The 14,262-nt window shown below is 73.2% G+C and carries 14 protein-coding genes; 7 read left to right on the top strand and 7 right to left on the bottom strand.

The features are described from left to right. Positions 1–13: 13 nt before the first annotated feature. From ACX27O_RS03665 to ACX27O_RS03655, 3 genes are all read left to right on the top strand, one after another. Positions 14–2,179, top strand: a complete 2,166-nt coding sequence (locus ACX27O_RS03665) for a 3-hydroxyacyl-CoA dehydrogenase NAD-binding domain-containing protein (RefSeq protein ID WP_458938933.1) — start codon at positions 14–16, stop codon at positions 2,177–2,179. Beyond that, positions 2,176–3,393, top strand: a complete 1,218-nt coding sequence (locus ACX27O_RS03660; protein ID WP_358124377.1) for a CaiB/BaiF CoA transferase family protein — start codon at positions 2,176–2,178, stop codon at positions 3,391–3,393. Before ACX27O_RS03665 ends, ACX27O_RS03660 begins: the two co-directional genes overlap by 4 nt. 165 nt (positions 3,394–3,558) lie before the next feature. Next, complete coding sequence (locus ACX27O_RS03655) at positions 3,559–3,831, top strand: hypothetical protein (protein WP_458938932.1); 273 nt, start codon at positions 3,559–3,561, stop codon at positions 3,829–3,831. A 104-nt stretch (positions 3,832–3,935) separates the two neighbouring features. On the opposite strand, the gene ACX27O_RS03650 is transcribed toward ACX27O_RS03655, so the two are convergent. Together ACX27O_RS03650 and ACX27O_RS03645 are read right to left on the bottom strand one after the other, a co-directional pair. Beyond that, positions 3,936–4,772 (bottom strand): cytochrome c oxidase assembly protein, encoded by an 837-nt coding sequence (locus ACX27O_RS03650; protein WP_358124371.1) that lies wholly within the window; start codon positions 4,770–4,772, stop codon positions 3,936–3,938. After that, entirely contained in the window at positions 4,769–5,278 is a 510-nt protein-coding gene (locus tag ACX27O_RS03645) for a DUF2243 domain-containing protein (protein ID WP_030329522.1), read from the bottom strand. The genes ACX27O_RS03650 and ACX27O_RS03645 overlap by 4 nt, the downstream gene beginning before the upstream one ends. A 316-nt stretch (positions 5,279–5,594) precedes the next feature. On the opposite strand from ACX27O_RS03645, the gene ACX27O_RS03640 reads away from it, so the two are divergent. From ACX27O_RS03640 to ACX27O_RS03625, 4 genes are all read left to right on the top strand, one after another. Then, complete coding sequence (locus ACX27O_RS03640) at positions 5,595–6,854, top strand: DUF2786 domain-containing protein (RefSeq protein WP_036410967.1); 1,260 nt, start codon at positions 5,595–5,597, stop codon at positions 6,852–6,854. Between the two features lie 147 nt (positions 6,855–7,001). Beyond that, positions 7,002–7,358 carry a YciI family protein gene (locus ACX27O_RS03635; protein ID WP_245233552.1) on the top strand — a complete coding sequence of 119 codons (357 nt, stop codon included), beginning with the start codon at positions 7,002–7,004 and terminating at the stop codon, positions 7,356–7,358. Further along, positions 7,355–8,608, top strand: a complete 1,254-nt coding sequence (locus ACX27O_RS03630; RefSeq protein ID WP_458938931.1) for an RNA polymerase sigma factor — start codon at positions 7,355–7,357, stop codon at positions 8,606–8,608. The genes ACX27O_RS03635 and ACX27O_RS03630 overlap by 4 nt, the downstream gene beginning before the upstream one ends. A gap of 92 nt (positions 8,609–8,700) precedes the next feature. Then, entirely contained in the window at positions 8,701–9,345 is a 645-nt protein-coding gene (locus tag ACX27O_RS03625; RefSeq protein WP_458938930.1) for a class I SAM-dependent methyltransferase, read from the top strand. A gap of 58 nt (positions 9,346–9,403) precedes the next feature. Here ACX27O_RS03625 and ACX27O_RS03620 read toward each other — a convergent pair whose 3' ends face one another. The 5 genes from ACX27O_RS03620 to ACX27O_RS03600 form a co-directional block, all read right to left on the bottom strand. Beyond that, positions 9,404–10,864, bottom strand: coding sequence for an alpha/beta hydrolase (locus ACX27O_RS03620; RefSeq protein WP_458938929.1), 1,461 nt, complete (start codon positions 10,862–10,864; stop codon positions 9,404–9,406). A gap of 123 nt (positions 10,865–10,987) precedes the next feature. Continuing rightward, positions 10,988–11,257, bottom strand: coding sequence for a hypothetical protein (locus ACX27O_RS03615; protein ID WP_030329531.1), 270 nt, complete (start codon positions 11,255–11,257; stop codon positions 10,988–10,990). Next, positions 11,254–11,601, bottom strand: coding sequence for an ArsR/SmtB family transcription factor (locus ACX27O_RS03610; RefSeq protein ID WP_030329532.1), 348 nt, complete (start codon positions 11,599–11,601; stop codon positions 11,254–11,256). Before ACX27O_RS03610 ends, ACX27O_RS03615 begins: the two co-directional genes overlap by 4 nt. Positions 11,602–11,763: 162 nt before the next feature. Beyond that, positions 11,764–11,937 carry a CsbD family protein gene (locus ACX27O_RS03605; RefSeq protein ID WP_036410891.1) on the bottom strand — a complete coding sequence of 58 codons (174 nt, stop codon included), beginning with the start codon at positions 11,935–11,937 and terminating at the stop codon, positions 11,764–11,766. A gap of 74 nt (positions 11,938–12,011) precedes the next feature. Beyond that, positions 12,012–14,258, bottom strand: coding sequence for a heavy metal translocating P-type ATPase (locus tag ACX27O_RS03600; protein ID WP_458938928.1), 2,247 nt, complete (start codon positions 14,256–14,258; stop codon positions 12,012–12,014). Positions 14,259–14,262 lie beyond the last annotated feature (4 nt).

The following is a 14,262-nucleotide window of genomic DNA, read 5'->3' as shown; positions in this document are numbered from 1 at the left end:
CCGGAGGACGACAATGACAAACACCATCCGGTACGACAGCGGCGCCGACGGCATCGTCACGCTCACCCTGGACGACCCCACCCAGTCCGCCAACACCATGAACCGGGCGTACGTCGCCTCGATGAGCGCGGCGCTCGACCGGTTGGAAGCCGAGCCCGATCTCGTCGGGGTCATCGTGACCAGTGCGAAGCCGACGTTCTTCGCCGGCGGCGACCTGCCGGAGATGATCCGGGCCACCCGCGCCGACGCGCCCGCGCTGGCCGACCTGCTCGGCACCATCAAACGGGACCTGCGCCGCCTGGAGACGCTGGGCCGGCCGGTGGTCGCCGCTGTCAACGGCTCCGCGCTCGGCGGTGGCCTGGAGATCGCGCTCGCCTGCCACCACCGGATCGCGCTGGACGCGCCCGACAGCCGGCTCGGGCTGCCCGAGGTGACCCTGGGCCTGCTGCCCGGGGCCGGCGGCGTCACCCGGACGGTGCGGATGCTCGGCCTGGCCGGTGCGCTGACCACTGTGCTGCTCACCGGCCGGCGGATGCGCCCGGCCGACGCCCTGTCCGCCGGGATCGTCGACGAGGTGGTGGCCACGCCGACGGAGCTGCTGGAGCGCGCACGGGCCTGGATCGCGGCCAACCCGCGGCCGAAGCAGCCGTGGGACCGCCCGGACTACCGGATGCCGGGCGGCACACCGGCCAGCCGGTCACTGGCCGCGCAGTTGCCGGCCTTCCCGGCGACCCTGCGCAAGCAGCTCAAGGGGGCCCGGCTACCGGCGCCCGAGGCGATCCTGGCCACGGCCGTGGAGGGCGCGCAGGTCGACCTGGACACCGCGTTCACCGTGGAGACCCGGCACCTGATCGGCCTGCTCACCGGGCAGGTCGCCAAGAACATGATCGGCGCCTTCTTCTTCGACCTGAAGGCCGTCAACGGTGGCGCCGCCCGACCGGCCGACGTGGACGCCCCGCCGGTACGCCGGGTGGCGGTGCTCGGGGCCGGCATGATGGGCGCGGGCATCGCGTACGCCTGCGCCACCGCCGGGCTGGACGTCGTGGTCCGGGACGTCACGCCGGAGGCCGCCGGGCGGGCCCGCGAGCACGCCGAACGGCTGCTGGCCCGCAAGGTCCGTAAGGGCCGCGCCACAGAGGCGGAGGCCCGCGCCGTACTGGGCCGGATCACCACCACCCACCAGGTGGACGCCCTCGCCGGCTGCGACGCGGTGATCGAGGCGGTCTTCGAGGACCCGGCGTTGAAACAGCAGGTCTTCGTCGAGGTGCTGCCCGTGCTGGCACCCGACGCGCTGCTCGCCTCCAACACCTCCACCCTGCCGATCACCGGGCTGGCCGAGGGAGTGGACCGGCCGGCGGACTTCATCGGCATGCACTTCTTCTCCCCGGTCGACCGGATGCCGCTGCTGGAGATCGTGGTGGGCGAACGGACCGGGGACGTGGCGCTGGCCCGGGCGTTCGACCTGGGCCGACGGATCGGCAAGACCCCGATCGTGGTCAACGACGGCCGGGGCTTCTTCACCAGCCGGGTGATCGGCCGGTTCATGGACGAGGCGATCGGGATGGTCGCCGACGGTGTCCCCGCCGCGTCGGTGGAGCAGGCCGCCCTTCAGGCCGGCTACCCGACCGGGCCGCTGGCTCTGGCCGACGAGGTCAGCCTCACGCTGATCCAGCGGATCCGCCGCCAGTTCGAGGCGGCCAGCGACGAGTTCCGCCCGCTGCCGGCGCACCGCCTGGTGGACGAACTGGTCGACGCGTACGACCGGCCGGGGCGCGCCGCCGGACGCGGCTTCTACTCCTACGACGACGGCACCCGGGGACGGCTGTGGCCCGGTCTCGCCGACCTGATCACCGACGCGGGCCGGGCGGTGCCGTTCACCGACCTTCAGGAACGGATGCTCTTCGCCGAGGCGCTGGACGCGCTGCGCTGCCTCGACGAGGGAGTGTTGCGGACCGAGACCGACGCCAACATCGGCTCGATCTTCGGCATCGGCTTCCCGGCGTGGACGGGAGGGGTGATCCGCTACGTGCGGCAGTACGCGGGCGGCCCCGCCGGCTTCGCGGCCCGCGCCACCGAGTTGGCCGACCGCTACGGCGACCGGTTCACGCCCCCGACCGACCTGGTCGCCCGCCTCGCCGCCCCGACCGACCACCCCGCCGAACCGGTGGGCGCCGCGTGACGGCCTCCTGGCCGAGCCCCGGCGGTTCGGCTCCGACCGACGACCCGGGAGCCGCCGGGCACGACGGCCCGCGCACCGCGCCGGACGGCCCGACGCGCGGCGGTCCGCTCGCCGGGGTACGGGTGGTGGAGCTGGCCAGCCTCGCGCCGGCGCCGTTCGGGTGCATGGTGCTCGCCGACCTCGGCGCGGACGTGGTGCGGGTGGACCGGCCCGGCGCACCGGGTGCGGGCCGGCTGGCCGCACCGACCGGCGGCCCGTTGCAGCGCGGGCGGCGGGTCACCGCACTGGACCTGAAGTCCCCGACCGGGGTGGCGGACCTGCTGAACCTCGTCGAACGCGCGGACGTGCTGGTCGAGGCGTACCGGCCCGGGGTGGCCGAGCGGCTCGGCTTCGGCCCGCAGGTGTGCCAGGCCCGCAACCCCCGCCTGGTGTACGCGCGGATGACCGGCTGGGGGCAGGACGGCCCACTGGCCGCCCGAGCCGGGCACGACATCGACTACATCGCTGTCGCCGGGGCGTTGGAGCCGCTGGGCCGGGCCGGCGAACGCCCGTACGCGCCGATGAACCTGCTCGGCGACTTCGGCGGCGGCGGCATGCTGCTCGCCGTCGGTGTGCTGGCCGCGCTGCTGGAGCGGGAGCGCTCCGGCTTCGGTCAGGTGGTCGACGCGGCGATGGTGGACGGTTCGGCGCTGCTCACCTCGTTCCTGCACGGGCTGCTCGGCAGCGGCCTGTGGGCCGCGCCGCGCGGGCGCAACATGTTCGACGGCGGGGCGCCGTTCTACGACACGTACACCACCGCCGACGGCGGATTCATGGCTGTCGGCGCGATGGAACCGGCCTTCTACGCCGTACTCCTCACCGGCCTCGACCTCGCCGACGACCCGGACCTGCCGGCCCAGTACGACCCGAGCGGCTGGGACGAGCTGCGCCGCCGGTTCACCGCGCGGTTCGCCGAGCGGACCCGGGACGAGTGGACGGCGGTCTTCGCCGACCTGGATGCGTGCGTCGCGCCGGTGCTCGCCCCCGGTGAGGCGCACCAGCATCCACACAACGCCGCCCGGGGCACGTTCGTCGAGGTGGACGGCGAGATCCAACCGGCACCGGCACCCCGCTTCGACCGCACACCACCGAAACGGCCCACCCCAGCACCCGACCCACAGCGCGACGCGATGCCGGTCAAGGAAATCCTGACCACCTGGCCACACCACACCTGACAGCCAGGTGGTCGGTGAACCATGTCGACCCGTCGGCAGGGGGCGCGTCGCGCCAAACACAGTGTGTAGCGACGTCTTATCCTTTGTGGGTGCTGCTCACCTATCTGGACGAGTCGTACACCGTTGAGTACGGCCCTCGACGAGGTCGCCGTCTACAACGGCGCAATGAAGACCATCGGCGCCCACGATGTGACGATCATCTTGCGCGGGGTCGACCGCTACGGCCTCGCGCCGTCGCACGCCTCGCGGCTGGTGCAGGCCGTGGATCGGGTGACCTTCCTGTATCGCCGGATGGTCAACGGCACAGGTCACGATCCAGGCGAGGCGGCGGCGAACGAAAAGCTCTGGTCCTGGGTCGAGCAGCGGCGGTACCCACTCCTGGTGCTGGTCGCCCACAGCCCGCCAGATGCACGAAGGGCCCGCGTGAGCGGGCCCTAAGGCGGTTGCGGGAACCCTCAAGCGAGAGCCTCCTGCACCACCCAGGTTAGCAGCGGGTTGTGCGCCACACACATACCACCACGGTGTTGATCAGGAGTGTGGTGTCAGGGCTCCGCCCGTGGCGACGCCAACCTCTTGATCGACGCGGGCGGCGACGGGCGGGTCCGGGGGCGACGGAAGTGGTACCAGGTGGGGAAGAGGGCCACGGCCAGGAGGAGTTCGGCCAGGTCACCGCCGTAGTACATGAGTTGGGCCGCCGAGCGGAACGCTTCCGGGTCCCGGTCGGTGAGGCCGGGCGGCAGGGTTTCGGCCTGGGCGTACAGGTACTTGGCCAGCACGGCGTGGCCGGCCGCGGCGGTCAGGAGCGCGCCGACCCGTACCGCCAGTGCGGGGCGACGCGGCGCCGGGTCCGGCCCGGCCAACGACCAGGCGAAGAGGTACCCGGCGGCCAGGTAGTGCAGGTGCACGCCATGGTGCAGGGCGGGGTGGCGTTCGGCCGCCGCGTACAGCGGGGTGAGCAGCACCAGCGCCAACCCGCCGGTGCTCAGCAGCGCGGCGGTGACCGGGTGGGCGAGCAGGTGCAGCGGGCGGGCACGCAGCAGCCGGCCCACCAGCCGGCGCATCGGCGCAGGTGCGACGTGCAGCAACAGCGTCACCGGGGCGCCGAGCACCAGCCCGAGCGGTGCCAGCATGCCGAGGAGCAGGTGTTGTGCCATGTGCCCGCGCGGGTCACCGGAGGTCTGGGCGAGCGGGCCGACGGCGAGCGCCAGCAGGGCGCAGCCGACCAGCCAGGCGGCGGTGCGCCGGTGGTCCCAACCCCGTGGGTCGCGGACGGCGGCCAACAGGTAGCCGCCCGCCAGCACGGCGACCGGGAACAGCGGGAGCCAGGCCGGCCCGGCCGCACCGTGCCCGGCGTGCGCCAGCGGCACGGCCACGGTCACCGAGGGCCGCCATCGGGCCGGACGGCTCGGGGGTCGCCGCCGGGCCGACGGGACCCGGCCCACCAGACGACAGCGACGCCGGCCAGCAGCAGCACCGCGCCGGCCAGGTTCCAGACCACGTCGTACGGCACCAGGTGGACGCCGTAGCGGATCTGGTGCAGCCGGAGCACCTTGTGGTCGACGATCCCGTCGAAGAGTTGGAACCCGCCGGCGCCGAGCAGGAAACCACCCCAGGCCAGCCGGCTCGACAGGGCACCCCGCCGACGCAGGTCGGCGAACCAGAAGAACCCACCGACCAGGGCGATCACCTCGGCGGCGTGCAGCAGCCCGTCGGAGAGCAGCGCCACCGAGGGGGTGGAGCGGTCGTAGAAGTGGTGCCAGGCGAGCAGTTGGTGGAAGACGATCTCGTCCACCGCCGCCATGATCGCGATGCCGATCAGGACGCCGACGAGAATGGAGGAACGCACGTCGGCGGTGCGTGCGCTTGGCAGGGGGAGATCGGCCACCACCACACCTCGCATCCGCGTCAGGCCGGCCTCAAATTACCCCGGACCAGACGAACCATGCCGGCGAAGCCGAGGACGGGCGACCGCGCGAGGAGTGATCAACACGGGTTTGGTGAAACTGGGGTGTCCGGCCGAGTGGCACACCGCGACTTCCAGGAAACCGTGTTGATCAAGGTCGGGCGGACGGTCGGATGGCCGATGACCTCCCCGTTTCGCGACTCCCGGGCCACGGACGGCATGATCATGGAGCCTGGAGAGGCAGCGACGGCCGGAGCCCGAGGTGCAGCGACAGCGTGATCCCGAGAAGGAGGTGCCCGTGCCGGACGCTGACGAACTCGTCGCCAGTGCGCTCGCGGCGGTACGCGGCACTGACGTTCGGCACGCCGAACGGCAGCTGGACCACCTGATGGTCGGTACCGGCGTCGCGGACGGCACCACGGCTGTGGACGAGGCACTGCTGCGTCGCCTGGTCCGTGCTCTCGGCCAGCTGTGGCTGCGCGGGTGGCAGCCAGTCGACGTGGACCGGATCACCGGTCGGCGGCTCGACGCCCGGGCGGCCCGGCTGGTCCGCCACGCGATGGCGGTTCAGCGCCGCGATCAGGCCGAGCCGGTCCCGGCCTGGTGGGACGATCAGCTACGCGCGTTGGCGGCAACCACTGGTGACGACCGCAGCGTGCTGACCAGCTGGGCGGCCCGGGAGGGGCTGGACCGGGCGGACGCGCTCCGGACCGCAGTGGACACTCTCGCGCTGGTGGAGAGCCTGCCGCCGATCGCCGTGCTGCGCCCACCGCCGGGCACCAGCGGCGCGGCGCTGTCGCGCGCCGCCGGCCCGGCTCGCAGCGGGTCACCGATGCTCGATCGGGTACGCGCGCTGCTGGCCAAGGCCGAGTCGACCACCTTTCCGGCGGAGGCGGAGGCGTTGACCGGTAAGGCCCAGGAGCTGATCGCCCGGCACAGCATCGACGAGGCGCTGCTGGCCGCCGGGGCGGAGAGCGGCGACCTGCCCGGCGGGGTGCGGCTGAGCACCGACACCCCGTACGCGGGCGCGAAGGCGCTGCTGGTGCAGGAGGTGGCGGCGGCGAACCGGTGCGAGGCGGTCTGGTCCGACGATCTCGGCTTCGCGACCGTGCTGGGCTGGCCCGCCGACCTGGTGGCGGTGGAGTTGCTCTACACGTCGCTGCTGGTCCAGGCCACTGCGGCGATGCTGCGCGGGCGCGCCGAGCGGCGGCCGGGGTCGGGGCGGCGGACGAAGGTCTGGGACGAGTCCTTCCTCAACGCGTTCGCGCTGCGGATCGGCGAGCGGCTGCGGACGGCCACCGAGGCGGCCACGGATGCGGCAACCGACGCGGACCAGGCAACGGCCGGGGCGGAACGGTTGTTGCCGGTGCTCGCGGCGCGGGGCGAGGCGGTCCGGGAGCGGCTGGACACGCTCTTCCCCGGGGTCACCCGGCGCCGGCTCAGCGTGCGCGACGCCGAGGGCTGGTCGTCCGGCACCTCGGCCGCCGACCGGGCGTCACTGGACGTCGGCGGCGGTCGGAAACCCCGGCAGGTGCCCGGTCGACCCGATCCGCGCTGAACGCTGCGGCGTGGGACCGCCCTCGGCGCAGGTTTCTGCGCTTTTCTTCGGTACGCGGTAGGGATCGGGGGAATGGCTCCGACCCTCCGGTGAGCCGCGCCCCGATCGGGGTGCGACCTGAGCCTGAGGAGCATCGCCGTGAAGTACATGCTGCTGATCTGGAACCGGCCCGGCTTCACCGAGGGGCTGAGCGAGCAGGATCGCACCGCCCTCTTCGGTGAGGTCGACGAGATCATGAAGGAGCTGACCGAGACCGGCGAGCTGATCGGCGGCCAGGCGTTGGCCAATCCGTCGCAGACGTTGACGGTCCGACTCGTCGATGGCAGCCCCGAGGTTCTCGACGGTCCGTTCATGGAGAGCAAGGAGCAGTTCGCGGGCTACCTGGCAGTGGACTGTGACAGCCCGCAGCGGGCTGCCGAGATCGCCGCCCGCTGGCCGGACGTCCGGTACGGCGGCGCGATGGAGGTCCGCCCGATCATGGATGAGGCCGGGACGGAGATGTGACCGGGGACCGGACGGTCGAGGACCTGCTGCGCACCTTCGCGCCGCAGGTCCTCGGCCTGCTGGTCCGTCGGCACGGACAGTTCGACAGGTGCGAGGACGCGGTCCAGGAGGCGTTGCTCGCCGCCGCGACGCAGTGGCCCGGGCAGGGCGTACCGGACAATCCGCGCGCCTGGTTGCTCACCGTGGCCACCCGCCGGCTCACCGACGAGTGGCGCAGCGAGAGCGCGCGCCGGGACCGCGAGGTGGCGGTGGCGCGACGCGAGCCGGCGTACGCCGGGGTGGCGCCGGCGGCCGACGCGGAGCCCAACGTTCCGGCCGACGATGACACCCTCACGCTGCTGTTCCTCTGCTGCCACCCGGCGTTGCCCGGGTCGGCGCAGGTGGCGCTCACCCTGCGGGCGGTCGGTGGTCTCAGCACCGCCCAGATCGCCCGGGCGCACCTGGTGCCCGAGGCGACGATGAGCCAACGCATCCGGCGGGCCAAGCAGCGGATCGAGGCCGCCGGGGCCCGGTTCACCATGCCCGGGCCGGCGGAGCGCGCCGAGCGGCTGGGGGCGGTGCTGCGGGTGCTCTACCTGATCTTCAATGAGGGCTACACCGCGTCCAGTGGCCCGGACCTGCGCCGGGCCGAGTTGACCGGCGAGGCGGTCCGGCTGGCCCGCATCCTGCGCGGGCTGCTGCCCGACGACGGTGAGGTGACCGGGCTGCTGGCGCTGATGCTGCTGACCGACGCGCACCGGGCGGCGCGGGTGGGGCCGGACGGAGAGTTGGTGCCGCTGGCCGAGCAGGACCGCTCCCGGTGGGACGCCGCCGCCATCGCGGAGGGGGTCGCGCTGATCACCGAGGCGTTGACCTGGTCGCCACCGGGCCCGTACCAGCTCCAGGCGGCGATCGCCGCGGTGCACGCCGAAGCCCCCACGGCGGCCGAGACGGACTGGCGGCAGATCGTGGCGCTCTACCGGCTGCTGGCCCGGGTCGCGCCGAACCCGATGGTGACCCTGAACCAGGCGGTGGCGGTGGCCATGGTCGACGGGCCCCGGGCCGGGCTCGCCCTGCTCACGCCGTTGGACGCCGACGACCGCACGGCCGGACACCACCGGCTGGCCGCCGTCCGGGCTCACCTGTTGGAGCTGGCCGGGGAGGTCGGTGCGGCGCGGGAGGCGTACCTGGCCGCGGCGCGTGGCACCACGAGCCGACCGGAGCAGCGGTACCTGGAGGTGCGGGCGGCCCGGCTGACCGGCCAGGAGTGACCGGCGACATCTTGCCATTTCGGCAATTAACTTTGCACATTGCCCCGGTGCCCGGTCACAGTCGTGGGCGACGCGCGAAGGAGCAGGCAGCGATGACCGAGCAGCACGAGTTCGACAGGGACTACTGGGAGCGGCACTGGCAGCAGGCGCACCCCGGCCGTCCCGGCGCGATGAGCACCAGCCCCGCACACCCGTACCTGGCCCGGGAGACCGGCGGCCTGTCGCCGGGCTCGGCGCTGGACGCCGGGTGCGGTGCCGGTGCCGAGGCGATCTGGCTCGCCTCCCACGGCTGGCAGGTCACCGCCGTCGACATCGCCCCCGTCGCCCTCGCCCGGGCCGCCGAACGCGCGGCCGAGAGCGGGGTGTCTGACCACGTGCGATGGGTGGCGGCGGACCTGACGGCCTGGGCCCCGGAGACGCCGTTCGACCTGGTCACCACGCACTACGCGCACCCCGCGATGCCGCAGCTGGACTTCTACCAGCGCATCGCCGGGTGGGTGGCACCCGGCGGCACCCTGCTGATCGTCGGGCACCTGCACAGCTCCGAAGCCACCGAGCAGGGGCATGGGCATGGGCACCACCCGCCGGACGAGGCGTCGGTCACCCTCGCGGACATCACCGCCGGCCTGGACGGCGCCAGTTGGGAGATCGTCACCGCCGAGGAGCAGCGCCGCTCGATGCCGGGCCGGGAGGCCCCGCTGAACGACGTGGTCGTCCGCGCCACCCGACGCCGCTGAGCACACCGTTGCCGGCCGTCGGGTGGCGCGACCGCCCGACGGCCGGCAACGGCTGCGGTCACATCTCGGGTTCGATGGCCGGGCAGCTGGCGCCCCGAGCGGGCACCGCCTGATCGATCAGGTAGGCGTCGACGGCTCGTGCCACGCACGGGCTGCTGGTGTAGCTGCCGTGTCCCCACCCGTCATAGGTGAGCAGCGCGCCGTGTCGGCCCAACTGTCGGGCCACGTTGCGCGCCCAGCCGTAGCCGCTGGCCGGGTCGTGCACGGTGGCGGCGAGCAGCAGCGGCACCTCGGTGCGGACCCGGAGCCGATGCTGCGGGTTGGCGACCGGCGTCGGTGTGCCCAGGCAGGTGACCAGGGCGAACAGCGCCGGCGGGTAGCGCAGGTCCGGCGCGAGCCGGGCCGCCCGTCCCAGGTGCCCGACGTACTCCCGGTAGTCCCGGACCGGCAGGCTCCAGTCCTGACAAAAAACCGCGAAGGGGTACGGAGCCACGGCCTCGTCCGCCAGCGGGCGGACGCTGGACGTGGTGGCGGTGCCTTCCAGTCGGACGATCCACTCGGCCAGCTCCGGCCACCGCCAGGTGTCGTAGAGCTTCTTGTGGGCGAGGCGGCTCAACTCGAACGGGGCGAGCGCCGCCCCGGCCCGGTCCGGGTCGGGCAGTGAGCCCCGCTCCGCCCGGGCGTGCAGCCCGGCCCAGCTGGCGCGCACGTCGCGACCGTGCAGGACGCAGTCGACCGAGCGGGCGCACCAGGCCAGGAACTCGTCGAACGCGCCCTCCGCGGTGACTGCCTGGGTGTCCAGGAAGGCGCGGGTGCCGAGGCTGTGATCCATCGACGCCTCCAGCACCATGGCCCGGACCCGGTCGGGGTACAGCTCGGCGTACCGCTGCCCGAGCACCGTGCCGTACGAACTGCCGTGGAAGGTCAGCTGCCGCTCGCCGAGCGCGGCGCGGACCGCGTCCAGGTCACGGGCGGCGCTGGTGCTGTCGACGTGGTCGTAGAGCGCCCCGGTGCGGGCCCGACAGTCGGCGCGCAGCAGCGTGTTGTTGGCCAGGACGGCATCGAACTGGGCCTGGTCGGCGATCAGCTGCGGTTGCCGGGCGAGCAGGTCCCGGGCACAGATCACCGGGTGACTGCCGCCGGTGCCGCGTGGGTCGAAGCTGACGATGTCGAACCGGGCACGCAGGTCGGCACTGAACCGGGAGCTGCCGTTCACCACCCGGTCGACCCCGCTGTCGCCCGGACCTCCGGGGCCGAAGACCAGCGCGCCCTGCCGGGTGGACGGGTCGGCGACCCGGCGGGCCAACGACAGGTCGAAGCGCTCACCCCGGGGCCGGTCCCAGTCCACCGGCAGCGACAGGGTGCCGCACTCGGCGCTGGCGTCCGTGGCGCAGGGCCGCCAGTCGATCGTCGGGGCGGACTGTTGTCGGGCGGCGGCCGGGCTCGCCGGGGTCAGGCCGGCGGCGGTGAGGGCCAGGGCGACCGCCCAGCCCACTGCGGATTTGCGTACGCGCAGCATGAGGTGCTGTCCTCTCCTCGAAGGAGCGTTGCCGGTGAAACTCGCCCACTGGGCGAGGTGATGCTGCTTCCACCCGGGCCGTCGAGTAGCCGCTCGACGGCCCGGGGCCTCTCGCCCGCCGGGTCAGTCGACCTCGCGCAGGACGCGTTCCAGCGTGGTCATCCGGGTCTCCATCCCGCCGAGCCGGCCATCCATCGCCGCGAGCAGTCGGGTGTTCTCCGCCTGGGCCTGCGCGGCCGTCTCGGCGAGCCGGCGGTAGTCGTCCGCGCGGGCCGCCTCGTACCGGGCCCGCCGGGTCTTGGCGATCTGGACGACGGTCACGGTGACCACGCTGATCAGGAAGCCGAAGATGCCGATCGCGCCGACCACCTCGGTCCAGTCGTGCTCGCTCATCGCGGGGCTCCTGGCTGCTCGCCCGAGTCGGGCACGGTCAGCGTCTCGACGGCCGCCGCGATGACCGCGGGGGTGAGTGTGAGCACGAACGGCTCCACCTCGTAGTAGTTCATGGCCTTCCCGTCCTCCGACAACTCCAGGCGAGCGGTGACCAACCCGGCCGCCGCCAGCTTCCGTAGGTGAACCTGCAACAGCGCCCGGCTGATGCCCAGTTGCCGGGCCAGCCCGCTGACGTACGCACGCTCGCGGGCCAGCGCGGCGACGACCCGCAGTCGGTGCGGGTTGGCCAGGGTGGCCAGCACCCGGACCAGGTCGTCGCCGGTCGGCGGTGGAGCGGTGCTCATAACCAGCCCTTGCACATGCCAAGGAAAGTTAGCAGGTGCCGGCGCGCGGCAGGGTGGGACGAAAGCGGAATCAGGGGGATCTCAGGGTCACGAAAAGGCCCGGACACACAGCACGCCGGGCCGGTGATGATCACCGGCCCGGCGTGCGGGTTACGTCGTACGTCAGCTCTTGAAGGCGTCCTTGATCTTCTCGCCCGCCTGCTTGAGCTTGGCGGTGGACTGGTCAGCGCGACCCTCCGCCTCCAGCTGCTCGTTGTCGGTGGCCCGACCGGCGCCTTCCTTCAGCTTGCCGGTCGCGTCCTCGGTGGCGTTGTTGATCTTGTCGTCGAATCCCATTGCCAACCTCCATTGCCAGCGTCGCTACAACCACAGAGGTACCCCCACTGTCACCGGCTCAACCGTCACCGTCGTCACAGATCGGCAGCGGCCGGACGAAAGCGACGCAGCCGCAGGCTGTTGGCCACCACGAAGACCGACGAGAGCGCCATCGTGGCACCGGCGATCATCGGGTTGAGCAGCCCGGCGGCGGCCAACGGCAGGGCCGCCACGTTGTAGCCGAACGCCCAGAACAGGTTGCCCCGGATGATGCCGAGCGTGCGTCGGGACAACCGGATGGCGTCCACCGCGGCGTCCAGGTCGCCCCGGACCAGGGTGAGGTCAGCCGCCTCGATCGCCACGTCGGTGCCGGTGCCTATGGCCAGCCCCAGATCGGCCTGGGCCAGTGCCGGGGCGTCGTTCACCCCGTCACCCACCATCGCCACCGACCGCCCCTCGGCCTGGAGCCGTTTGACCACGTCGACCTTCCCGGCCGGCAGCACCTCGGCGATCACCTCGTCGACACCCACCTCGGCGGCGACAGCACGAGCCACTGTGGTGTTGTCCCCGGTGAGCAGGACCGGGGTCAGCCCCAGCCCGCGCAGCCGGGCCACCGCCGCCCGGCTGCTCGGCCGGACCACGTCGGCGACCGCGAGCACGCCGCGCGCCCGCCCGTCCCAGCCGGCGACGATCGCCGTCCGGCCGGCGGCCTCCGCGTCACGCACTGCCCACTCGACCTCCGGTGGTACGTCGAACCCGCGCTCGCGCAGCAGCCGCACCCGGCCGACCAGCACGGCCCGGCCGTCGACAGTGCCGGTCACCCCCAGCCCTTCGAGGTTGCCGAAGCCGGTCACCGGGAGCAGCACGCCCGCATCGGTGGCCGCGACGGCGACCGCATGGGCGATCGGGTGCTCGGAGGCGGCCTCCACCGCCCCGGCGAGCCGGAGCAGCTCGGCCCGGTCCACACCGCTGGCCGGCACCACGTCCACCAGCGTCATCCGGCCGGTCGTCACGGTGCCGGTCTTGTCGAGCACCACGGTGTCCACCCGGCGGGTCGACTCCAGCACCTCCGGTCCCTTGATCAGCACGCCGAGTTGGGCGCCCCGGCCGGTGCCGACCAGCAGCGCGGTCGGTGTGGCCAGGCCGAGCGCGCACGGACAGGCGATGATCAACACGGCCACGGCGGCGGTGAACGCGGCGGTCGGGCCCGCCCCGGTGCCGAGCCACCAGCCCAGCGTGCCGACGGCGAGGGTGATGACGATCGGCACGAACACTCCGGAGATCCGGTCCGCCAACCGCTGCACCGCCGCCTTGCCGCTCTGCGCCTGCTCCACCAGGTCAGCCATCCGGGCCAGCTGGGTGTCCGCGCCGACCCGGGTGGCGGTGACGATCAGCCGCCCGCCCGCGTTGATCGTCGCGCCCACCACGCCGTCGCCCGGGGCCACCTCGACCGGCACCGACTCACCGGTGAGCATGCTGGCGTCGACAGCGGAGGTGCCCTCGTCGACAACCCCGTCGGTGGCGATCTTCTCGCCGGGGCGGACCACGAACCGGTCGCCGACGACGAGCCGGTCCACCGGGATCAGGGTCTCCACGCCGTCGCGCAGCACCGCCACGTCCTTGGCGCCGAGGTCGAGCAGGGCCCGCAGGGCGGCACCGGCGGTGCGCTTGGACCGGGCCTCGAAGTAGCGGCCGGCCAGGATGAACACGGTGACCCCGGCGGCCGCCTCCAGGTAGATGTTGCCGGCGCCGTCGGTGCGGGTGATGTCGAAGCGGAACGGGTGCGTCATCCCGGGCATCCCCGCGTCACCGAGGAAGAGCGCCCACAGCGACCACCCGAACGCGGCCAGCGTGCCGAGCGACACCAGTGTGTCCATCGTGGCCGCGCCGTGCCGCAGGTTCGTCCAGGCGGCCCGGTGGAACGGCAACCCGCCCCAGACCACCACCGGGGCGGCCAGGGTCAGCGACAGCCACTGCCAGTAGTCGAACTGCCAGGCCGGGACCATGGCCAGCAGGACCACCGGCACGCTCAGGGCCACCGAGACCCAGAGCCGGGTACGCGGGCCCCGCAACGGGTCGACCGGAGGCTCCGCGCTGGGCGGGGCCGGCAGCGCCGCCGTGTAACCGGTCTTCTGGACGGTCTCGATCAGGTCGTCCGGCGTGACGTCGTCGGCGTACCGGACTGTCGCCTTCTCGGTGGCGTAGTTGACGGTGGCGCTCACCCCGTCCATCCGGTTGAGCTTCTTCTCGATCCGGGCGGCGCACGCGGCGCAGGTCATCCCACTGATCGCGAGTTCGATCCGGTTCGGCGCCTCGGGCAGCGGTCTGCTGGTGGTGGTCATCGTC

The sequence above is a fragment of the Micromonospora sp. SD19 genome (assembly GCF_054462275.1).
This window is presented reverse-complemented; position numbering and strand designations above follow the sequence as displayed.

Excerpts from the sequence above, each read along its gene's own strand:
- ACX27O_RS03665 (WP_458938933.1), top strand. The coding sequence starts at position 14 with ATGACAAACACCATCCGGTACGACAGCGGCGCCGACGGCATCGTCACG.
- ACX27O_RS03655 (WP_458938932.1), top strand. The coding sequence starts at position 3,559 with ATGAAGACCATCGGCGCCCACGATGTGACGATCATCTTGCGCGGGGTC.
- ACX27O_RS03635 (WP_245233552.1), top strand. The coding sequence starts at position 7,002 with ATGCTGCTGATCTGGAACCGGCCCGGCTTCACCGAGGGGCTGAGCGAG.
- ACX27O_RS03625 (WP_458938930.1), top strand. The coding sequence starts at position 8,701 with ATGACCGAGCAGCACGAGTTCGACAGGGACTACTGGGAGCGGCACTGG.
- ACX27O_RS03620 (WP_458938929.1), bottom strand. The coding sequence starts at position 10,864 with ATGCTGCGCGTACGCAAATCCGCAGTGGGCTGGGCGGTCGCCCTGGCC.
- ACX27O_RS03615 (WP_030329531.1), bottom strand. The coding sequence starts at position 11,257 with ATGAGCGAGCACGACTGGACCGAGGTGGTCGGCGCGATCGGCATCTTC.
- ACX27O_RS03610 (WP_030329532.1), bottom strand. The coding sequence starts at position 11,601 with ATGAGCACCGCTCCACCGCCGACCGGCGACGACCTGGTCCGGGTGCTG.
- ACX27O_RS03605 (WP_036410891.1), bottom strand. The coding sequence starts at position 11,937 with ATGGGATTCGACGACAAGATCAACAACGCCACCGAGGACGCGACCGGC.
- ACX27O_RS03600 (WP_458938928.1), bottom strand. The coding sequence starts at position 14,258 with ATGACCACCACCAGCAGACCGCTGCCCGAGGCGCCGAACCGGATCGAA.